Origin of the sequence: Flavobacterium sp. N502540 (assembly GCF_025947365.1) — a bacterium.
Taxonomy (GTDB): Bacteria; Bacteroidota; Bacteroidia; order Flavobacteriales; family Flavobacteriaceae; genus Flavobacterium.
Map to the genome: position 1 here is coordinate 2608574 of NZ_CP110012.1, position 20867 is coordinate 2629440.

Here is a 20867-nt window from a genome sequence, read left to right on the forward strand (position 1 = left end):
CAAATGTTAAAAAGTATTATTTTAACGTTTTTGGTATAATACAAACCGGAATTGGATCCATTTTATGCTTGTTGCTGGTGTTTAAACGGTTATAAATTTCGAAGACAATTTTCTCTCTCTCATTAAAGTCAACCCCCGTATTTCCTGACTCCGAGGCTAGCATTGCCCATTCAAGTTCGTCATAACTGGCGCCTAATTGATCCTCATCGGTACGATTATCGCCAAATAATCCATCTGTAGGTGCAGCGCTTAAAATTGACTCTGGAATTGTTAAAAATGCTCCTAAAGCGTATACATCTGATTTCATTAGGTCGGCAATCGGACTTAAATCGACACCTCCGTCTCCATATTTGGTGTAAAATCCTACTCCAAAATCTTCTACTTTATTTCCTGTTCCCGCTACAAGCAAACCATGAATTCCTGCTAAATAATATAAAGAGGTCATTCTTAAGCGGGCACGTGTATTGGCCAGTGATAAATTTACTTTTGCTTCATCATCCGTTTGTGGTACAGCGCTTTTGAAAGCTTCAAAAGTGGCGGTTAAATCCGTTTCTACGCTTGAAACATTTGGAAAACGTTTCTTTAACTGCTCAATATGTTCTCTTCCTCTTGAAACCTGATTTGCAGCCTGATGAATTGGCATTTCAACACATAAAACGGTTAAGCCGGTTTGTGCACACAAGGTAGAAGTCACTGCAGAGTCAACTCCGCCTGAAATCCCAATTACAAAACCATTAACTTTTGCTCGGGTTGCATAATTTTTTAACCACTCTACAATGTGGGCGTTTACTTTTTCTGTCTGAATAGTGCTTTTTTTAGCCATAATAGTTCAAGATTTAAGATACAGGGATGTATATTTGCACAAATATTTTTAAGCATAGTTTGTTTAAAATATGAGCAACACAAATCTAATTAAAATAAAATGAAAATATATCGCTTAGCAGTGGTTCTGTGCTTGTTTTTTTTGTCTTGTGACCAGAAAACTAAAGTCGAAAAAGCAGTAGAAGAAATTCCGGTCGACATTAAAGTAGAGCGTTTTGATAAGGTGTTTTTTGAGACCAAACCGGAGGATTTGGCCAAAGTAAAAAAACAGTATCCTTTCTTTTTTCCGGCAGGAAATGATGATAATGTCTGGCTTAAGAAAATGCAGGATCCGATCTGGAAAGAAGTCTACACCGAGGTTCAGAAGAAATACAGTAATTTTGAGCCTGTACGTGAAGAATTCAATGCGCTTTTTCAGCATGTAAAATATTACTTCCCTAAAACTAAAACGCCAAAAGTTATCACTGTAATTGGGGAAATGGATTATAATGCCAAGGCTATATATGCAGACACTCTGGTAATTGTAGCATTGGAATTGTATTTGGGGAAAGAGCATAAATTTTATGAATTCCCAAATTATCTAAAACAAAATTTTGAAGAGAAACAAATTATGCCCGACGTGGTTTCGAGTTTCGCTTATCGAAATATCCCGGCATTTCCGGATAAAAACTTAGTTTCTCAAATGATTTTTGAAGGGAAACAATTGTATGCGAAAGATTTGTTGTTGCCCAATTATACCGATGCTGAAAAAATAGGTTATACACCTGAACAGATAAAATGGAGTCAGGAAAATGAAGCCTATATGTGGCGCTATTTTATTGAAAGCGAAATGCTGTACAGCGATGATCCGAAACTAACTACCCGATTTATAGTGCCTGCTCCGTTTTCTAAATTCTACTTAGAAATTGACAACGATTCTCCGGGAAGAATAGGGGCCTGGTTAGGATGGCAAATTGTACGGTCGTATATGAAGAATAATAACGTAACTTTGCCGGAATTATTAAAAACAGAAGCAAAGGTAATCTTTGAAAAGTCAAAATATAAACCTAAGAAATAATGTCAAATACAATAAAATCAGAAATTAAATTCAATATAGAATTAGACGAAAACCGTGTTCCGGAAAGGCTATCATGGACGGCAAAGGATGGTGGAGTGGAAGCAGAAGAAGCAAAAGCAATTATGTTGTCAATTTGGGACAGTAAAGCTAAAGAAAGCATGCGTATTGATTTGTGGACAAAAGATATGCCAGTGGACGAAATGAAAATTTTCTTTCACCAGACTTTGGTGGCTATGGCGGATACTTTTAAACGTGCCACTGACGATGAGAAAATGTCAGATACGATGAAAGACTTTTGCGATTATTTTGCAGAGAAACTGGAGCTGACAAAATAGTAGTTAAAATTCCAATATAAAAAATCCCAAATTACAATTGTAAGATTGTAATTTGGGATTTTTTTATTGTTTATTTTGGAATTTGGAATTCCTCTATTGTTAAAATTCCGAGTTGTTTTTAAAAACCTCCTGATTTACTTCATCAATATAGGCTAAAAGCTCTTCTTTTCCTGTGGCTTCAGTAGAAGAAGTTACAAAGTATTGAGGCATTTCAGACCAGTTATTGGCAAACATTTGTTTTTTGTAAGCTGCGACGTGAGAATCGATTTTTACTTTACTGATTTTATCTGCTTTGGTAAAAATGATGCAAAACGGTATTTCGCTTTCTCCCATGTAAGACATAAATTCAATGTCGATTTTTTGTGCTTCATGGCGAATGTCAATTAAAACAAAAGCGCAGACTAATTGCTCTCGGGTTTCAAAATAATCCGTGATGAATTGCTGAAAGACCGATTTGGTTTTCTTAGATACTTTAGCATAACCATAACCCGGTAAATCGACCAGAAACCAATTGTTATTAATCTTAAAATGATTGATTAACTGTGTTTTTCCAGGTCGTCCTGATGTTTTTGCTAAATTCTTATGATTGGTAAGCATGTTGATCAAAGAGGATTTACCTACGTTTGATCTTCCGATAAAAGCATATTCCGGTAAAAAATCCTTCGGGCATTTTGATACTTCGGAATTACTTACAATGAATTCGGCGGTATTAATTTTCATGTTTTTTATTTTTAAAACCTCCTAAAAGTCGAAAGTTAGATGCTATAAATTCTTTTTAACGAGCCATTCTTCCAGGATTTTGTTGAATTCCTGAGGATGTTCCATCATAGCAGCGTGTCCACATTTGTCTATCCAGTACAAAGTTGAATTAGGCAATAATTTATCAAATTCTTCGGCAACATTTGGGGGAGTAACAGCATCATTTTTACCCCAGATAATACAGGTTTCTGTAGTCATCTTTGGTAAATCTTTGGCCATATTATGACGAATAGCACTTTTGGCAATTGTCAAAGTTTTGATGAGTTTGATACGGTCATTAACGGTCGCGTACACTTCGTCAATAAGCTCCGGTGTAGCAATTGCAGGATCGTAAAAAACATCTTCAGCTTTCTTTTTGATGTATTCGTAATCGCCTCTTTTTGGGTAGCTGTCACCCATTGCGCTTTCATAAAGACCTGAGCTTCCTGTAATTACCAGTCCGGCAACTTTTTCAGGATATAGCTTTGTGTGGTACAGTGCAATGTGGCCGCCTAAAGAGTTACCTAGTAGTATAACCTGATCAAATCCTTTAAAAGTGATAAAGTCTTTTACATACTTGGCAAAGCTTTTTACGTTTGTTTTTAAAATGCTTTGAGTATAGATTGGCAAATCCGGGATCACAACTTTGTATCCTTTTGTTGGAAAATATTCGGCTACAGCATCAAAGTTACTAAGGCCTCCCATTAAGCCATGTAAAATAACGATAGGAGTTCCTTCTCCAGCTTCATAATAGCTGTATTTGCCTTCTTTTTTGTAGTGTTTGTCCATTTAATTTAATGCCAATTTCAATTTGGACAAATATAGGGTTTAATAAATAAAAAAGGATTTTTGCTGTCGTTTTTTAACTAGATAATTTTAGTATAATTTCTAAGTGATTAAAAATCAGAGCGAAGTGGTGTTTTTTGTGGGTTTTTTAAATGTTAAGAAATCGGCAGAATAGCTAAATTTTTAAGAAAAATAGCGCGTAATTTTTTTGAATGATTAGTGTTATTGATAATTCGTTAATAATTAGTTAATGTATTGATATTCTACCGATTATGAGAAGTGGGGCGTAAGTGGTTAAACTTATTAACAAAGTGGTACATTGTGGTAAAATGTGGTAATATTTTTTATATTTTTGTCCTATAACATATTAATGAATTTTCTTGAACACAATTGTCGGAACATATGAGTGTAAAGTCGATGCTAAAGGGAGGCTGATGTTGCCTGCACCTTTGAAAAAGCAATTGACTTCCTCTCTTCAGAACGGATTTGTTTTGAAGCGTTCGGTTTTTCAACAGTGTTTAGAATTGTATCCAATGAGCGAGTGGGATCTGATGATGCAAAAAATCAACAAGCTGAATCGTTTTGTAAAAAAGAACAATGATTTCATTCGAAGGTTTACTGCAGGTGTGAAAGTGGTAGAGATTGATGCATTGGGACGATTACTGGTTCCGAAAGATTTGGTGACCTTTTCGGGTATTTCTAAAGATGTGGTTTTTTCATCTGCGGTTAATATTGTGGAGATTTGGGATAAGGATTTATATGAAAAATCAATAAGCGGCGAAGATATGGATTTTGCAGATTTAGCCGAAGAAGTAATGGGAAATATTAATGACGACGACAATGGAATATCATAATCCGGTTTTGCTTCATCCTACAGTTGATGGTTTAAATATTAAACCTGACGGTATTTATGTAGATGTTACGTTTGGCGGTGGGGGGCATTCAAAAGAAATTTTGAGACGATTAGGACCAAACGGAAAATTATTTGCTTTTGATCAGGACGAAGATGCGCTTGCAAATGCATTGCCGGATGAACGGTTTACCTTAATTAATGAGAATTTCAGATTCATAAAAAGGTTTTTGCGTTTTCATGGTGTTAAAGGAGTAGATGGAATTTTGGCCGACCTGGGTGTTTCATCACATCAGTTTGACGTTCCGGAGAGAGGTTTCTCTACAAGATTTGATGCCGGACTGGATATGCGGATGAGTCAGAAAAATGATTTAAATGCTTATCGGGTGGTTAACGAATATGAAGAACAGGATTTACGTCGTGTTTTTTTTGATTATGGGGAGTTGAAGAACGCACCGGTTTTAGCAAGAACAATTGTAGAAGCTAGACAAGGTTATCCAATCAAAACGACAGACGAACTGAAAGAAGTTCTGGCAAAATATTTACCGGAAAGAGTTCGCAACAAAATATTGGCTCAGATTTATCAGGCGATCCGAATTGAGGTAAATCAGGAAATGGATGTTTTGAAAGAGTTTATCGAACAGTCGTTAGAAATTTTAAATCCGGGTGGAAGATTTTCTGTAATCTCTTACCATTCTTTAGAAGACAGGCTGGTTAAAAGATTTATCAAAAACGGAATGTTTGAAGGAGAGCCAGAAAGAGATTTTTACGGAAACTTTTCAGTTCCGTTTAAAACGATAGGAAAACTGATTGTTCCGGATGAAGCTGAGATTAAAATCAACAACAGAGCAAGAAGTGCTAAATTAAGAATTGCTGAGAAGATATAGTTTGTGAGATGTTGGTTGTGAAATGTGAAATGTGAGTTTGATCATAAGCAGTTAAAGGGGGGGGACGATTCAGCAATTAAACAGACTAGTATAATATATATAGGTAGAAAAAATGAAAAGTGGTGTATTTGATATATTAAAAGCAAGGTTTCTGATCAACGATGATGCAGTAAAAAACTGGCGTTTCATTGTTTTTATTATTCTGCTTGCCATTTTGATGATCGCCAATACACAGCGTTACGAACAGAAGGTTTTTGAAATCGCAAAATTGAACAATGAAGTAAAAGAATTGCGATCTGAATTTGTAGATCGCCGTTCAGATTTAATGAAGTTAAAAATGGAATCGACGATATCGGATAAAATGCTGGAGAAGAAAATTTTCCCATCCACAGTTCCTCCGATTAAAATAGAAGTAAAAAAAGAAGAAGAAAAAAGTTTCTTTAAAAGAATATGGCAGTAGAAGATAAACATATATCCTACAGAATTTACCTCGTAGCAGTTTTCATCTTTGTGATGGCAATTGCTATTGTTGTTAAGTTAACCAATATTCAATGGGTTGAAGGAGATTATTACAGAAAACTGGCGAAACAGCGTACCGTTAGAAATTTTGTAATTCCGGCAAACAAAGGAAATATCTATTCGGCTGATGGAAGTTTATTGGCTACATCGATTCCGAATTATGAAATTCGTTTTGATGCTAAAGCACCGAAAACGGAGACTTTTGAAAAGTACGTAAAAGCGTTATCCGATTCATTGGCTACTGTTTTAGACAGACCGGCAGGTTATTATCAGCAGGAATTAAGAAAAGCCAGAGCTAATAAAAATCGTTATTATCTGATTGCTCGCAATTTGAGTTATACCGAATATGTGAAAATTAAAGGTTTTCCTTTGTTCAGTTTAGGCGCTTTTAAAGGAGGGATAATTGTTGAGCAGGAAACCGTTAGAAAACATCCGATAGGTAAAATTGCAGAACGAACCATTGGTTATGACCGAATTGACCCTGCAACCGGAATCGAAGTTGGTAAAGGAATCGAATGGGCCTATAAAAGTTATCTGAACGGGAAAGACGGAAAAATTTTAAAGCAAAAAATTGCAAAAGGACAATGGAAGCCTATTCGGGATTTAAATGAAGTAGATCCTGTAGACGGTTATGATGTGATTTCGACTATTGATGTTTTTATTCAGGATATTGCGCATCATGCTTTATTAAAGCAATTAGAAGATTACGAAGCCGATCATGGTTGTGTAGTGGTAATGGAGACCGAAACGGGGCATGTAAAAGCGATTTCAAATCTGGGAAGATCAGAAGACGGATCGTACTATGAAACTACAAATTACGCTATAGCCGAGTCTCATGAGCCGGGATCGACTTTTAAATTGGTCGATTTAATGGCAATTTTAGAAGATAAAGTAGCCGATACAAGTACGGTTTTTGACAGTCATGGAGGAGAAATGAGGTATTACGGACGTGCAGTTCGTGATTCGCACAGAGGAGGTTACGGGAAAATTTCGCTGGCTCGTGGTTTCGAACTTTCGTCTAATACCGTAATGGTTCAGGCGGTTTATGACAATTACAAAAGCAATCCGTCAAAGTTTGTAAATCATATTAATTCGTACGGATTAAATAAAACATTGGGATTGCATTTTAAAGGAGAAGGAAGGCCATATATTCCACAACCCGGAGATAAACATTGGTCAGGAGTTTCGCTTCCGTGGATGGCTTTTGGTTATGGGGTTTCGGTGACGCCAATGCAAACGCTGGCGCTTTATAATGCCGTTGCAAACAATGGAGTTATGGTTAAACCACAGTTTGTTTCGGAAATTAAAGAATGGAACAAAACGATTAAGAAGTTTGATGTAGAAGTAATCAATTCAAAAGTATGTTCGCAGGAAACCATCGACAAAGTAAGAGCAGTATTGCTTAATGTGGTAAAAAAGGGAACGGGCTCTAAACTGTATTCGAAAGATTTTTCGATGGCAGGGAAAACCGGAACAGCGCAGGTTAATTATGGTGGAAAAGAAGGGAAATCAGGTTTGTATTATGCCTCTTCATTTGTAGGGTATTTTCCGGCTGAACATCCTAAATATTCTTGTATAGTAGTAGTGCATAAGCCTAATACATCAAAAAACAATTATTACGGAGCAGATGTTGCCGGGCCGGTTTTTAAAAGAATCGCTCAAAAAATATTTACAGATGCACCGTCAACCAATAGAATAAAAAAACTGGACTCAAGAATTCCAAAACAAGATGATAGTTATAATAAATATACGGCAGAAGCCAATAAAAAAATAAATCAGGTTCCTAATTTAAAAGGTATGCCGGGTATGGATGCAGTAGCATTGTTAGAAAACCTTGATTTAAAAGTGAGAGTTATCGGAGTAGGAAAGGTTAAAAAACAATCTATTCAGCCCGGACAAAATATTAGTAAAAACACAATCATAGTATTAGAATTATCGTGAAAATACTGAAAGACATATTATACAAAGTAGCGATTGAGTCTGTAACAGGTTCAACGGAAATCGATATACATAAAATTGATTTTGACTCGAGAAAAATTGAGGAAAATGATGTTTTCGTGGCTATTCGCGGATCACTTTCAGATGGTCATGATTATATTGAAAAAGCAATCAAATTAGGTGCAATTGCGATTATTTGCGATACGTTGCCTGAAAATATTGAAAAAGGAATAACCTACATAAAAGTAAAAGATACTAATGCCGCTCTGGCTTTTATGGCGGCCAATTACTTCGGAAATCCATCTGAAAAGTTAAAATTGGTTGGAGTTACCGGTACAAACGGAAAGACTACAATTGCATCATTGTTGTTTCAGTTGTTTCAAAAAGCAGGTTTTAAAGTTGGTTTATTGTCAACCGTAAAAATTAGGATCGATGAAACTGAATTTCCTGCAACACATACCACTCCGGATTCGATTACGATCAATTATTATCTGAACGAAATGATCGAAGCGGGTGTTACGCATTGTTTTATGGAAGTGAGTTCACACGGAATTCACCAAAAACGAACAGAGGCACTACATTTTGTTGGAGGGATTTTTACGAATTTGTCACACGACCATTTAGATTATCACCCAACTTTTGCGGAATACAGAGATGTGAAAAAATCGTTTTTTGATTCTTTGCCGAAAACGGCCTTCGTTTTATCCAACATCGATGATAAAAACGGATCGGTAATGCTGCAAAATACAGTTGCCAGAAAGTTTACCTACGCTTTAAAAACCTATGCCGATTTTAAAGCACAGATACTGGAGAGTCAGTTGTCGGGTTTGTTATTGAAAGTTAATGACAATGAAGTTTGGGTAAAGCTAATCGGAACGTTTAATGCTTACAATGTTTTAGCGATTTACGGAACGGCTGTAGAGTTAGGAATGGATAGTCTTGAAGCGTTGCGCTTACTGTCTGATTTAGAAAGTGTTTCGGGGCGTTTTCAGTATATTGTTTCAGAAGGAAACATTACAGCAATAGTTGATTATGCACATACTCCGGATGCTTTAGATAATGTTTTAAAAACGATTAATGATATCCGTACCAAAAACGAGCAGCTGTTAACAGTTGTTGGTTGCGGTGGAAACAGAGATAAAACCAAGAGGCCTATAATGGCAAAAATTGCTACAGATTTAAGTGATAAGGCCATTTTAACCTCGGATAATCCAAGAAATGAAGATCCTGAAGTGATTTTAGATGAAATGGAGAAAGGCGTTGAAGCTCATAATTACAAAAAGATATTGAGAATTTCAGATAGAAAACAAGCGATTAAAACGGCTTGTCAATTGGCTCAGCCCAATGATATCATCCTAATTGCAGGGAAAGGGCATGAAACATATCAGGAGATTAATGGAGTACGTCATCATTTTGACGATATGGAAACGGTAAAGGAAATTTTAGAACAATTAGGAAAATAAAAGTTTAACCGGTGAATTGATTATTCGTTTAATCGAATAATTATTAAATCAAGAATAAACGAATAAACAAATCAACGATTAACCAAATAAACAAAGATATATGCTATACTATTTATTTGAATATTTAGACAAAACATTAGATGTACCGGGAACGGGAGTTTTTCAGTACATCACTTTCAGATCGGCTTTGGCATTTATGCTTTCGTTGCTTTTGTCAACGATTTACGGAAAAAGAATTATAAACTTTTTACGCAATCAGCAAGTTGGTGAAACCGTTCGTGAGTTAGGTCTTGCAGGTCAAAATGAAAAAGCAGGAACTCCAACAATGGGAGGACTGATTATCATTTTTGCAACGCTGGTACCGGTTTTGTTATTCGCTCGTTTGCATAACATCTATATTGTACTGCTTATTGTAACGACGCTTTGGATGGGGAGTATTGGTTTTGTGGACGATTATATCAAAATATTCAAAAAGGACAAACAAGGACTTAAAGGAATTTTTAAAGTGATCGGACAGGTTGGTCTTGGAATCATTGTGGGATCTGTACTTTATTTTAATCCTGCGGTAACTGTTCGAACTGATACAGGAAGAACTGATGTTTTTAAAACAGCAACAAACAATTCGACTATAGTTTTGCCGGCACCGGTAGAAGAAAAATCTACAGCAACGACAATTCCTTTCGTAAAAAATAATGAATTTGATTATGCTGAAGTTTTAGCCTGGACAGGTGAAGGGTATGAAAAATGGGCCTGGCTGGTTTTTATTCCGGTGGTTATTTTTATCATCACAGCGGTTTCAAACGGAGCTAATTTAACGGATGGTATTGACGGACTCGCGGCCGGAACTTCGGCGGTTTCTGTACTCGCACTCGGGATATTTACATTCGTTTCCGGGAATATTATTTTCTCAAATTATCTCAATATAATGTACATCCCCAATTCGGGAGAAATGACCGTGTTTATATCCGCATTTGTGGGAGCTTTAATTGGATTTCTTTGGTACAATTCATTTCCTGCTTCTGTATTTATGGGAGATACAGGAAGTTTGACCATTGGTGGAATTATTGCCGTCTTAGCCATTGCCGTTCGTAAAGAAATATTGATTGTTTTATTCTGCGGAATTTTCCTTGCCGAAAGTGCTTCCGTAATTATTCAGGTCACTTATTTTAAATATACGAAAAAGCGTTTCGGAGAGGGACGAAGAATTTTCCTGATGTCACCGCTGCATCATCATTATCAGAAAAAGGGATATCATGAAAGTAAGATTGTGACCCGTTTCTGGATTGTTGCTGTAATGTTAGCCATATTGTCAATTGTTACTTTAAAGCTAAGATAGTTTTGAATTAAAAATTGAGAATTAAAAATTAAAAGTTCTTAGAAATGAAAGAAAATATTATTCAGGATAAATCCTTTCTTTTCGCGGTTAGAATTATCAATTTATATAAATATCTAACGGCTGAAAAAAAAGAGTTTGTTTTGAGTAAGCAGATTCTAAGATGTGGGACTTCTATTGGAGCAAACATCGAAGAATCAATCGGAGGACGTTCTGATAGGGAGTTTCTGTTTAAACTGGAAATCTCATATAAAGAAGCAAGAGAAACAATTTATTGGTTAAAACTCTTGAAAGCAACGGATTATATTTCTGCAGTTGAATTCGAAAGTATTCATAAGGAAGCAGAGGAAATATGTAAAATATTAGCGAAAATTATATTAACCTTAAAAGGGAAAAATGCAAATAATTAGAGGTCTTGAGTATAGCAGATTTTTAATTTTTAATTCTCAATTTTTAATTTTATAAAGTATGAGGTTAGTGGTTTTAGGCGGAGGAGAAAGCGGCGTAGGTACTGCTATTCTCGGAAAGAAAAAAGGATACGATGTTTTTGTGTCAGATTTTGGAAAGATAAAAGAGAGTTACAAAGAAGTTCTTATCATTAATAAAATTCCCTGGGAAGAAGAACAGCATACCGAAGATCTGATCTTAAATGCTGATGTGGTTATGAAGAGTCCGGGGATTCCTGAAAAGTCACCAATTGTAAAGAAATTGGTAGCAGCGGGAGTAAAAGTGATTTCGGAAATAGAATTTGCAAAACCTTTTACAGAAGCATTGACTATTGGAATTACAGGTAGTAACGGAAAAACGACTACCACTATGCTGACACATTATTTATTAAAATCAGCAGGTTTGAATGTAGGTTTGGGAGGGAATATAGGAAAGAGTTTTGCCTGGCAGGTAGCCGAAAATAAATACGATGCATACGTTCTTGAATTAAGCAGTTTTCAGTTAGACGGAATAATAGATTACAGACCCGATATTGCGATCATCACCAATATCAGTCCCGATCACCTCGATAGATATGAATATAAATATGAAAATTATATCGATTCGAAATTTCGAATAACGATGAACCAGACTGAAAGTGATTATCTCATTTACGATGCAGATGATGAAGCAAGTGCAGAATGGTTAAAAAACAACAAAACAAAAGCAAAATTAATTCCTTTCTCATTGACGAAATCATTCGATGAAGGAGCTTCTATAAATAACAACAAAATGGAAATAAAGATCAACCAAGAAGAGTTTACAATGGACACAGAACACATTGCGTTAGAAGGAAAACATAACATGAAAAACGCAATGGCAGCAAGCTCTGTAGCGAAATTGATGCAAATTAGAAATGCAACAATTCGCGAAAGTTTATCTAATTTTCAGGGTGTTGAACACCGTTTAGAAAAAGTACTTAAAATTCAGAATGTACAATATATTAACGATTCAAAAGCAACAAATGTTAATGCGACTTTCTTTGCTTTAGACAGTATGAACGTTCCAACAGTCTGGATTGTTGGTGGAGTGGATAAAGGAAACGATTACAACGAACTGATGTCATTAGTTCGCGAAAAAGTAAAAGCTATTATTTGCCTTGGAATTGATAATCATAAAATAATCAGCGCCTTCGGAAATGTGGTTGATATCATGGTCGAAGTAAATAATATGAACGACGCTGTTAAAACAGCACAGCGTTTAACAGAAAAAGGTGATGCTGTTTTATTGTCTCCGGCCTGCGCAAGTTTCGATTTATTCGAAAGCTACGAAGATAGAGGAAGACAGTTTAAGCAAGCCGTTCATAACTTGTAGAAAATAGTTTAAAGTTTCATGTTTCAAGTTTGAAGCTTGAAACTTGTAACATGAAACCTGAAATAAAAGAAACCTGAAACAAAAGATTATGAAAGAGCTGGTGAACAAATTAAAAGGAGACAGAGTAATATGGTCATTCGTGGCTTTATTGGCATTGTTTTCGTTTATGCCTGTTTTTAGTGCGAGTAGTAATCTGGCCTATATAGGTCATGGAACCGGAAATACATTAGGTTATTTAGTGAAACATTTGGCTCACGTTTGTATTGGTTTCCTAATTATTTACTGGGTACATCGCGTGCCGTATCACTATTTCAGGGCGATTTCGAAAATTGCACTGCCTATTGTGTGGTTTTTGCTGCTTTATACCTTGTTGAAAGGAACTGTTATTGCAGGTGCAAATGCGAGCCGTTGGATTCAGGTTCCTTTTATCGGAATTACGTTTCAAACGTCGACCTTGGCGGCCAGTATATTATTCATATTTGTGGCGCGTTATCTGTCGAAAACGAAAGAAGAAAATGAACCTTTTCAGGTATCGCTGATACAGCTTTGGCTGCCGGTTTTTATAACACTGGCGCTTATTTTACCAGCGAACTTCTCAACCACAGCGTTGATTTTTGCAATGGTAATTATGTTGACGTTTATTGGCAGGTATCCATTAAAATATATTGGTTTTATCATCGGTTCCGGAATTGCAATGTTTGCGTTTTTCCTTTTGGTTGCAAAAGCATTCCCGGATTCCAGATTCTTTAGCAGGGTTAGTACCTGGGGAAGTCGTATAGAAAACTTTACCACCGATAAACCGGATGAAGATGATTATCAGATTGAGAAAGCAAAAATTGCAATCGCATCAGGAAGATTAGGAGGAGTAGGTCCGGGAAAAAGCGTTCAGAAAAACTTTTTGCCACAGTCTTCTTCCGATTTTATTTATGCAATTATTGTAGAAGAATACGGTTTAGTAGGTGGAGTAGCAATATTGATTTTGTACTTATTATTATTGTTCCGATTTGTGATCGCTTCACACAAGGCAAATACCTTATTTGGAAAGCTCGTCGTCGTCGGACTCGGGTTTCCGATGATCTTTCAGGCAATGATCAATATGGCTGTTGCAGTGGAGTTGCTTCCGGTAACTGGGCAAACACTTCCGTTGATCAGTAGTGGAGGTAGTTCGATTTGGATGACTTGTTTCTCCCTTGGAATCATCATCAGTGTGACGAAAAAAGAAGAGGAAGTTGCTGAAGAACAGGAGGAAAAAGAAAGGCGAAGAGAAGCCCTTCAAAGATTAATTGATAAAGAATTAGCAGAAGAAGATCTGCCTGCTGATGAAAAGATATACGAAGAAGAGGGAATGTATTCCATTGAAGACAATTCCAGAAATCCGATGAATGCAGTTTTAAATAAGTAAGTATAGAACTGAGAGAATAGAAGAAAGAGAATAGAAGAAAGAGGGTAGAGAAATAGGCTGATAAGTTATGAGAGAACTCACAATTCATAACTCACAACTCATAACTAAAAAAAACATGGCAAAATATAAATTCATATTAAGTGGTGGTGGTACAGGAGGGCATATCTATCCTGCAATTGCTATTGCAAATGAATTAAAATTACAATTCCCTGATGCTGAATTCCTTTTTGTAGGAGCCAAAGATAAAATGGAAATGCAGAAAGTGCCTCAGGCAGGTTATGAAATCAAAGGACTTTGGATTGCAGGTTTGCAAAGAAAACTTACGTTGCAAAATTTAATGTTTCCGTTAAAATTGGCAAAAAGTTTGCTGGAGTCACGACGAATCATAAAACAATTTAAGCCAAATGTTGTAATTGGTACCGGAGGTTTTGCCAGTGGACCTTTATTACAAGCGGCAGGTTCGGCCGGAATTCCAACAGTGATTCAGGAACAGAATTCGTTTCCGGGAATTACAAATAAATTGCTAAGCAAAAAAGCCAATGCAATTTGTGTAGCTTATGATCATCTGGAGCGTTTTTTTCCAAAAGAGAAAATTGTTTTAACCGGAAATCCGGTTCGCCAAGATCTTATTGATATTGATAGTAAGCATGACGAAGCGGTTGCTTTTTATGGTTTAGATCCAAATAAAAAAACATTGTTGGTTTTAGGAGGGAGTTTAGGAGCGAGAAGAATCAATCAGTTAATCGAAAAAGAATTGCAAAATTTTCTTTCGCAGGACGTTCAGATAATTTGGCAATGTGGGAAGTTGTATTTTGAAGAATATAAAAAATACAATCAGCAAAATGTTAAGGTGGTTGATTTTATTGAAAGAATGGATTTTGTATACGCGGCTGCCAATGTGATTATTTCACGTGCTGGAGCCTCGTCGGTTTCCGAATTGTGTATTGTAGGGAAACCGGTTATATTTATTCCGTCGCCTAATGTTGCTGAAGATCATCAGACTAAAAATGCGCAGGCAATCGTAGATGCAAAAGGAGCTATTTTACTGAAGGAATCAGAATTAGATAATGAATTTAGTATTGTTTTTGAAGCCTTACTTAAAGATGAAGGGAAGCAAAAACAATTAAGTGCAAATATTAAAAAACTGGCAAAACCAAAAGCAACAAAGGATATTGTAGCTGAGATTGTAAAGCTTATTCAGCGATAAGCTGTAAGCTGTAGGCAATAAGCTAATAGCTAAAGCCTAAAGTGAAAGAAAGAATAAATAATAAAGACAAAAGTGGAAGGCTTATAGTCTAAAGCGTAATGCTTAAAGCAAAAAAAAGCAAAAAAAGAAATGAATTTAAATCAAATACATAACGTTTATTTTATTGGTATTGGAGGCATCGGAATGAGTGCCATGGCCCGCTATTTTAAAAATATTGGGAAACAGGTTTCCGGTTACGATAAGACGCCATCTATGCTGACAAGCGAGTTGATTGAAAGCGGTATTGATATTCATTTTGAAGATAATATAGGTTTGATTCCTAAGGACTATTATATTGAGAATACACTGGTGATTATTACACCGGCTGTACCCAAAACACATTCTGAATGGAATTATTTTACAGAAAGAGATTATGTGGTTAAAAAACGTGCTGAAGTTTTAGGGATTATCACTAAAGATACGTTTTGTTTTGCTGTGGCAGGAACACATGGAAAAACCACAACCTCAAGTATTTTGGGGCATATTTTGTATGAAAGCGGAGCAGATGTAACCGCCTTTGTGGGAGGGATTGTGGAGAATTACAATTCGAATTTAATTGGAGAAGGAAAAACAGTTACCGTAGTGGAAGCAGATGAATTTGACCGTTCGTTTTTGCACTTGCATCCTAATATTGCCTGTGTCACTTCAATGGATGCAGATCATCTGGATATTTACGGAACCAGTGATGCAATTGAGGCTTCGTTTGTGGAATTTGCTTCAAAAGTAGAAGACAAAGATAAGTTGTTTATAACCAAAGAATTACCTCTTGAAGGTGTTCAGTGCGCTATAAACGAAGAGGCTGTATATAAGGCTTTTAATGTTCGTATTGACAACGGAAGTTATGTTTTTGATGTGCAGACGCCATCAGAAGTGATGACAGACCTGCGTTTCGGATTGCCTGGAAAACACAATTTAATGAATGGACTGATGGCTATTGCGATGGCTAAAACGTTCGGCACCCCGACCGACTCCATTGCAAAGGCCATTGCTTCATTCAACGGAATCAGAAGACGTTTTTCTTATCAGATTAAATCTGAAAATTTAGTTTATATAGATGATTATGCACATCATCCGACAGAAATAAATGCAGTACATCAGGCGGTTACTGAATTGTATCCCGGACGTAAAGTACTGGCTATTTTTCAGCCGCATTTGTTCAGCAGAACCAGAGATTTTGCTGATGGATTTGCCGAAAGTCTGTCTCAGTTTGATGAAGTGTTTTTAATGGATATTTATCCGGCACGTGAATTACCGATGGAAGGGATTACATCGGAATGGCTGTTGGGAAAAATGACAAATTTGAACAAAAAAATTGTTGCAAAAAATGATTTATTAGCGGAGATCAAAGCCAGTGATGCGCCAATAATTGTAACAATAGGAGCTGGTGATCTTGGTGAGATGGTTCCTTCAATTAAAAAAATGCTGAATGAAAATATTTAATTGGACAAATATTCGTTTGATACTTATTTTAGGGCTGGTTATTTTTTTATATTCCTTTGCTCAACATCGAAATGGAGATCGAAAATTAAAAAAATCCATGGTTGTTTTTGTAGGAGAAAATACGCTTTTTGTGAAGCCTGAAACGGTTAATAAATTGTTGATAGAAAATAAAAGAGACGCTTCCAGTATTAGAAAAGATGAGTTAGATTTGAATAAGATAGAGAAAACCCTCAACGAGCAAGACATGATTGAAAAGTCGGATGTTTTTGTAAGTATCGATGGCGTTCTAAAAGCAGTAGTAAAACAGAAGACACCAATAGCAAGAGTTTATGATGGTGATCGATCTTTTTATATTGACTATGAGGGTAATAAAATGCCTTTGTCGGACAATTATACTGCGAGAGTTCCTCTTGTTTCGGGGGCAATTAATAAAAAAAATAACGAAGATTTAGCTGCTTTATTTCGCACAATTTATGACGATGCGTTTTTGAAAAAAAACATCATTGCAATACAAATTATGCCTAATGGTAGCTTAAAAATGTTTAATAGAAATTATAATTACTTCATCGATTTTGGCAGAACGATGAATGTTGATAAGAAATTTAATAACTATAAAGCCTTTTTTCAAAAAGCGGTTTTAGATAGTTCGTTATACAAATACAATAAAATTGACCTTAGGTTTACGGAACAAGTAGTTTGCACAAAATAATAGAAAATGGAAAAAGATAACATTGCAGTAGGTCTAGATATTGGAACAACCAAAATAGTTGCCATGATAGGCAAGAAAAATGAGTATGGTAAACTGGAAATTTTAGGGATTGGTAAATCCAAAAGTTTAGGAGTTGCGAGAGGAGTTGTAAACAACATTACGCAAACCATTCAGTCCATTCAGCAAGCAATACTTGAGGCAGAAAATAATTCAGGTTATAAAATTAAAGATGTGGTGGTAGGGATTGCCGGACAGCACATCAGAAGTATACAGCATACCGATTACATCAGCCGTAATAATCCGGAAGAAGTAATTGGCGAAAAAGATATTCAGCTTTTGATCGATCAGGTAAATAAACTGGCGATGTTACCGGGAGAAGAAATTATTCATGTTTTGCCACAAGAATTTAAAATCGACGGGCAGTCTGAGATTAAAGAGCCAATCGGAATGTATGGCGGAAGATTAGAATCCAGTTTTCACGTTGTAGTGGGGCAGGCTTCTTCAATCAGAAATGTGGGAAGATGTATTCAGAGTTCAGGAATCGAATTGTCTGGATTAACTTTAGAGCCTTTAGCTTCTGCTGATGCGGTTTTAAGTCAGGAAGAAAAAGAAGCCGGAGTAGCGTTGATTGATATTGGTGGTGGGACAACAGATTTAGCTATTTTTAAAGATGGTATTATCCGTCACACAGCAGTGATTCCTTTTGGAGGAAATGTAATTACAGATGATATTAAGGAAGGCTGTTCGATTATCGAAAAACAAGCAGAGCTTTTAAAAATAAAATTCGGATCGGCCTGGCCGGGAGAAAATAAAGACAATGAAATTGTTTCTATTCCGGGATTAAGAGGAAGAGAGCCAAAAGAAATTTCGCTTAAAAACTTATCTAAAATTATTCATGCCCGTGTGGTGGAGATTGTAGAGCAGGTTTTTGCAGAAATCAAGGCTTACGGACACGAGGATCCGCGTAAAAAATTAATTGCCGGTATCGTGCTTACAGGTGGAGGTGCGCAACTAAAACACATCAAGCAGTTAGTAGAGTACATTACAGGAATGGATACGAGAATTGGATATCCAAACGAGCACCTGGCAGGAAATTCCAGCGAAGAAATCTCCAGTCCGTTATTTGCAACCGCAGTTGGTTTAGTAATGAACAGTATCGAAAATAGTACGCAAAGTGCTGTTAGAATGGAGATTGTAAACGATCAGCCAAAAGTGGTTTACAGAAATGTACCGCCGCCGATACAACAGCCGGTGCAACAGCGATACGAAGTTGAAGAAAACTACGTTGAAAGAGTAGAAACTATCGAAGAAACCAGAGAAGTTAGAAACAGCGTCTCTAAGGAAGAATCTACAGAAACAAAAATCAGAAGATCATTTTTTGACCGATATGTCGATAAAATCAAGGATTTTTTAGACAACGCTGAATAAGATAATAAAAGAAAAGGATTACTTTATTGGCCCCAAGTCAAGAAGTAAAAAATGTATTAAATAAGAATTTCAAAAACCAAAAAGATGATGAGCAACTCAGAATTTGGAAGTATTTCATTTGATTTACCAAAAAACCAATCAAATGTAATCAAAGTAATAGGTGTAGGTGGAGGTGGTAGTAATGCTATCAACCATATGTTTAAACAAGGTATTAAAGGCGTAGATTTTATCGTTTGTAATACCGATTCACAGGCACTGCAGAACAGTTCGGTTCCTAATAAGATTCAGTTAGGGATGAACTTAACGGAAGGTCTTGGTGCAGGAGCAAATCCTGATGTAGGGCAGCAATCCGCTATAGAAAGTATCGCTGATATCGAAAAAATGTTAGACCGTGGTACTAAGATGGTATTTATTACCGCTGGTATGGGGGGTGGAACAGGTACAGGTGCAGCTCCGGTAATTGCACAATTAGCTAAAGAAAGAGAGATTCTGACCGTTGGTATTGTGACTATTCCTTTTCAGTTTGAAGGGAAAGTACGTCAGGAGCAGGCACTTTTAGGAATTGAGAAATTGCGTAAGCAGGTCGATTCATTAATCGTGATCAACAATAATAAGTTAAGAGAAGTATACGGAAATCTTGGCTTTAAAGCCGGATTCTCTAAAGCGGATGAAGTTTTGGCAACGGCCTCAAGAGGTATTGCTGAAGTAATTACGCACCACTATACTCAAAATATCGATTTACGTGACGCTAAAACTGTTCTTTCGAATAGTGGAACAGCGATCATGGGATCTTCTGTTGCAGAAGGCGAGAACAGAGCTAAGGAAGCTATTATTGCTGCATTGGACTCTCCGTTGCTAAATGATAATAAAATTACAGGAGCCAAAAACGTATTGTTGCTTATCGTTTCTGGATCTAATGAAATTACTTTGGATGAAATTGGGGAAATCAACGATCATATTCAGGCTGAAGCAGGTTACAATGCCAATATTATCATGGGAGTTGGTGAAGACGAGACTCTTGGTGAGGCTATTGCCGTAACTATTATTGCGACAGGTTTTGATGTTGAACAGCAAAATGATATCGTTAATACAGAGCCTAAAAAAATCATTCATACCTTAGAAGATGAGCAAAGAAGTGTTCATAATCTAACCAATAAATCGGTTACTTCTTTTGATTTAACAATTGATACACCAACTAGTAAATCAGAAGAAAAAATTGTTTTTGATTTAATGGACGATGAAGACACGGTTGCTCCCGTAACTCCTGCTCCGGTTGTACCAGTTGCAGCTACACCATTTGAAGTTGCTCCGGTGGCAGCTACTCCAACCATGAATCAGGAAGAATTGGTAGTGATGTCTGAGTTTATCAAAAATCTGGATGTTACGTTTGAAATTGTTTCGCCTATAACCGATATCGATTTTACGATTACGACTCCGCAAGCCGAAGCTTTTCAGGATATAAAACCTGTTCAGCAAGTGCAGCAAAGAACATTCGAAAGAGAAGAACAAACGACATTCTCCTTTGATTTACCAATTTTCAGATCTGAGCCAGAAGTTAGGAAAGAGCCGGTTGTTGAAGAAACTAAAGTTTTATTCGAATTAACAAATGAAACTCGTAATATTAAAGTAAATGATCCGGTTTCATTTGTACCGGTAACCGAACTTTCTGATAAAGGAGTTATCAAGTATTCTTTAGAGGAATACATGGAAGTTGAAAACGATTTAATGACGTCAAAACCGGTTGAAAAAGTGGTAGAAGAAGTAATTCCGGCGGAATTAAATATCACCATGAAACCAAGACCTGATTTCGCTGTTGAACCGGATTACTCCACAACGGCAAATGTGTCTCCAATGGAATTGACAATTGAAGAGACTTTACGTTTAAGAGCTGAAGAAAGAAGAAAAAAATTAAAAGAATTTAATTATAAATTCCATAATAATGTGTCCAGAATTGATGAATTGGAGAAAGAACCTGCTTACAAAAGATTAGGTATCGATTTGTCTAATTCGCAAGCAAACAACACAAATTCAAGAATTTCGGTTGGAACAGACAGTAACAACGATTTGCAATTGCGTTCAAACAATTCGTTTTTGCACGACAACGTAGACTAGTT

Annotated in this window: 19 protein-coding genes; 16 read left to right on the top strand and 3 right to left on the bottom strand. The window is 36.3% G+C overall.

The features are described 5' to 3' along the window. Positions 1 to 16: 16 nt before the first annotated feature. Positions 17 to 823 (bottom strand): NAD(+) synthase, encoded by an 807-nt coding sequence (nadE, locus tag OLM58_RS11305; protein WP_264532357.1) that lies wholly within the window; start codon positions 821 to 823, stop codon positions 17 to 19. A gap of 99 nt (positions 824 to 922) precedes the next feature. On the opposite strand from nadE, the gene gldB reads away from it, so the two are divergent. Beyond that, positions 923 to 1879, top strand: coding sequence for a gliding motility lipoprotein GldB (gldB, locus tag OLM58_RS11310; protein WP_264532358.1), 957 nt, complete (start codon positions 923 to 925; stop codon positions 1877 to 1879). Then, positions 1879 to 2214, top strand: a complete 336-nt coding sequence (gene gldC / locus OLM58_RS11315) for a gliding motility protein GldC (RefSeq protein WP_017497028.1) — start codon at positions 1879 to 1881, stop codon at positions 2212 to 2214. Before gldB ends, gldC begins: the two co-directional genes overlap by 1 nt. Positions 2215 to 2313: 99 nt before the next feature. On the opposite strand, the gene yihA is transcribed toward gldC, so the two are convergent. Together yihA and OLM58_RS11325 are read right to left on the bottom strand one after the other, a co-directional pair. Then, positions 2314 to 2934 carry a ribosome biogenesis GTP-binding protein YihA/YsxC gene (gene yihA / locus OLM58_RS11320; RefSeq protein ID WP_264532359.1) on the bottom strand — a complete coding sequence of 207 codons (621 nt, stop codon included), beginning with the start codon at positions 2932 to 2934 and terminating at the stop codon, positions 2314 to 2316. A 42-nt stretch (positions 2935 to 2976) separates the two neighbouring features. Then, positions 2977 to 3741, bottom strand: a complete 765-nt coding sequence (locus tag OLM58_RS11325; protein WP_017497026.1) for an alpha/beta fold hydrolase — start codon at positions 3739 to 3741, stop codon at positions 2977 to 2979. A 377-nt stretch (positions 3742 to 4118) separates the two neighbouring features. Here OLM58_RS11325 and mraZ point away from each other — a divergent pair, with 377 nt between their 5' ends. The 14 genes from mraZ to ftsZ all read left to right on the top strand — a co-directional run bounded on the left by mraZ (position 4119) and on the right by ftsZ (position 20865). Then, the gene (mraZ, locus tag OLM58_RS11330; protein WP_017497025.1) at positions 4119 to 4592 is read left to right on the top strand and encodes a division/cell wall cluster transcriptional repressor MraZ; all 474 of its coding nucleotides are present in this window, start codon (positions 4119 to 4121) and stop codon (positions 4590 to 4592) included. Continuing rightward, positions 4567 to 5475, top strand: coding sequence for a 16S rRNA (cytosine(1402)-N(4))-methyltransferase RsmH (gene rsmH / locus OLM58_RS11335; RefSeq protein ID WP_207544137.1), 909 nt, complete (start codon positions 4567 to 4569; stop codon positions 5473 to 5475). The genes mraZ and rsmH overlap by 26 nt, the downstream gene beginning before the upstream one ends. A gap of 112 nt (positions 5476 to 5587) precedes the next feature. Next, positions 5588 to 5935, top strand: coding sequence for an FtsL-like putative cell division protein (locus tag OLM58_RS11340; RefSeq protein WP_264532360.1), 348 nt, complete (start codon positions 5588 to 5590; stop codon positions 5933 to 5935). Further along, a complete protein-coding gene (locus OLM58_RS11345; protein ID WP_264532361.1) occupies positions 5926 to 7935 on the top strand; it encodes a penicillin-binding protein in 2010 nt (669 codons plus the stop codon). The genes OLM58_RS11340 and OLM58_RS11345 overlap by 10 nt, the downstream gene beginning before the upstream one ends. Beyond that, positions 7932 to 9395: a UDP-N-acetylmuramoyl-L-alanyl-D-glutamate--2,6-diaminopimelate ligase gene (locus tag OLM58_RS11350; protein ID WP_264532362.1), complete on the top strand. Its 1464-nt coding sequence runs from the start codon at positions 7932 to 7934 to the stop codon at positions 9393 to 9395. Before OLM58_RS11345 ends, OLM58_RS11350 begins: the two co-directional genes overlap by 4 nt. Positions 9396 to 9495: 100 nt before the next feature. Then, positions 9496 to 10731 (top strand): phospho-N-acetylmuramoyl-pentapeptide-transferase, encoded by a 1236-nt coding sequence (gene mraY, locus OLM58_RS11355; RefSeq protein ID WP_264532363.1) that lies wholly within the window; start codon positions 9496 to 9498, stop codon positions 10729 to 10731. 44 nt (positions 10732 to 10775) lie between these two features. Continuing rightward, entirely contained in the window at positions 10776 to 11138 is a 363-nt protein-coding gene (locus OLM58_RS11360) for a four helix bundle protein (protein ID WP_264532364.1), read from the top strand. 58 nt (positions 11139 to 11196) lie between these two features. Then, positions 11197 to 12528 (top strand): UDP-N-acetylmuramoyl-L-alanine--D-glutamate ligase, encoded by a 1332-nt coding sequence (gene murD / locus OLM58_RS11365; RefSeq protein ID WP_264532365.1) that lies wholly within the window; start codon positions 11197 to 11199, stop codon positions 12526 to 12528. An 88-nt stretch (positions 12529 to 12616) separates the two neighbouring features. After that, complete coding sequence (locus OLM58_RS11370; RefSeq protein WP_264532366.1) at positions 12617 to 13930, top strand: FtsW/RodA/SpoVE family cell cycle protein; 1314 nt, start codon at positions 12617 to 12619, stop codon at positions 13928 to 13930. Between the two features lie 115 nt (positions 13931 to 14045). After that, the gene (gene murG, locus OLM58_RS11375; RefSeq protein WP_264532367.1) at positions 14046 to 15137 is read left to right on the top strand and encodes an undecaprenyldiphospho-muramoylpentapeptide beta-N-acetylglucosaminyltransferase; all 1092 of its coding nucleotides are present in this window, start codon (positions 14046 to 14048) and stop codon (positions 15135 to 15137) included. 129 nt (positions 15138 to 15266) lie between these two features. Next, positions 15267 to 16616, top strand: a complete 1350-nt coding sequence (gene murC / locus OLM58_RS11380) for a UDP-N-acetylmuramate--L-alanine ligase (protein WP_264532368.1) — start codon at positions 15267 to 15269, stop codon at positions 16614 to 16616. Then, complete coding sequence (locus tag OLM58_RS11385) at positions 16603 to 17325, top strand: cell division protein FtsQ/DivIB (protein WP_264532369.1); 723 nt, start codon at positions 16603 to 16605, stop codon at positions 17323 to 17325. The genes murC and OLM58_RS11385 overlap by 14 nt, the downstream gene beginning before the upstream one ends. Before the next feature lie 6 nt (positions 17326 to 17331). Beyond that, the gene (gene ftsA / locus OLM58_RS11390) at positions 17332 to 18753 is read left to right on the top strand and encodes a cell division protein FtsA (protein WP_017497013.1); all 1422 of its coding nucleotides are present in this window, start codon (positions 17332 to 17334) and stop codon (positions 18751 to 18753) included. 84 nt (positions 18754 to 18837) lie between these two features. Continuing rightward, entirely contained in the window at positions 18838 to 20865 is a 2028-nt protein-coding gene (ftsZ, locus tag OLM58_RS11395; protein WP_026110047.1) for a cell division protein FtsZ, read from the top strand. The last annotated feature ends 2 nt before the right edge of the window (positions 20866 to 20867 follow it).

What these genes read in the sequence shown, in the direction of transcription:
- nadE (WP_264532357.1), bottom strand. Translation starts at nt 823, where the DNA reads ATGGCTAAAAAAAGCACTATTCAGACAGAAAAAGTAAACGCCCACATT.
- gldB (WP_264532358.1), top strand. Translation starts at nt 923, where the DNA reads ATGAAAATATATCGCTTAGCAGTGGTTCTGTGCTTGTTTTTTTTGTCT.
- gldC (WP_017497028.1), top strand. Translation starts at nt 1,879, where the DNA reads ATGTCAAATACAATAAAATCAGAAATTAAATTCAATATAGAATTAGAC.
- yihA (WP_264532359.1), bottom strand. Translation starts at nt 2,934, where the DNA reads ATGAAAATTAATACCGCCGAATTCATTGTAAGTAATTCCGAAGTATCA.
- OLM58_RS11325 (WP_017497026.1), bottom strand. Translation starts at nt 3,741, where the DNA reads ATGGACAAACACTACAAAAAAGAAGGCAAATACAGCTATTATGAAGCT.
- rsmH (WP_207544137.1), top strand. Translation starts at nt 4,567, where the DNA reads ATGACGACGACAATGGAATATCATAATCCGGTTTTGCTTCATCCTACA.
- OLM58_RS11340 (WP_264532360.1), top strand. Translation starts at nt 5,588, where the DNA reads ATGAAAAGTGGTGTATTTGATATATTAAAAGCAAGGTTTCTGATCAAC.
- OLM58_RS11345 (WP_264532361.1), top strand. Translation starts at nt 5,926, where the DNA reads ATGGCAGTAGAAGATAAACATATATCCTACAGAATTTACCTCGTAGCA.
- mraY (WP_264532363.1), top strand. Translation starts at nt 9,496, where the DNA reads ATGCTATACTATTTATTTGAATATTTAGACAAAACATTAGATGTACCG.
- OLM58_RS11360 (WP_264532364.1), top strand. Translation starts at nt 10,776, where the DNA reads ATGAAAGAAAATATTATTCAGGATAAATCCTTTCTTTTCGCGGTTAGA.
- murD (WP_264532365.1), top strand. Translation starts at nt 11,197, where the DNA reads ATGAGGTTAGTGGTTTTAGGCGGAGGAGAAAGCGGCGTAGGTACTGCT.
- OLM58_RS11370 (WP_264532366.1), top strand. Translation starts at nt 12,617, where the DNA reads ATGAAAGAGCTGGTGAACAAATTAAAAGGAGACAGAGTAATATGGTCA.
- murG (WP_264532367.1), top strand. Translation starts at nt 14,046, where the DNA reads ATGGCAAAATATAAATTCATATTAAGTGGTGGTGGTACAGGAGGGCAT.
- murC (WP_264532368.1), top strand. Translation starts at nt 15,267, where the DNA reads ATGAATTTAAATCAAATACATAACGTTTATTTTATTGGTATTGGAGGC.
- OLM58_RS11385 (WP_264532369.1), top strand. Translation starts at nt 16,603, where the DNA reads ATGAAAATATTTAATTGGACAAATATTCGTTTGATACTTATTTTAGGG.
- ftsA (WP_017497013.1), top strand. Translation starts at nt 17,332, where the DNA reads ATGGAAAAAGATAACATTGCAGTAGGTCTAGATATTGGAACAACCAAA.
- ftsZ (WP_026110047.1), top strand. Translation starts at nt 18,838, where the DNA reads ATGATGAGCAACTCAGAATTTGGAAGTATTTCATTTGATTTACCAAAA.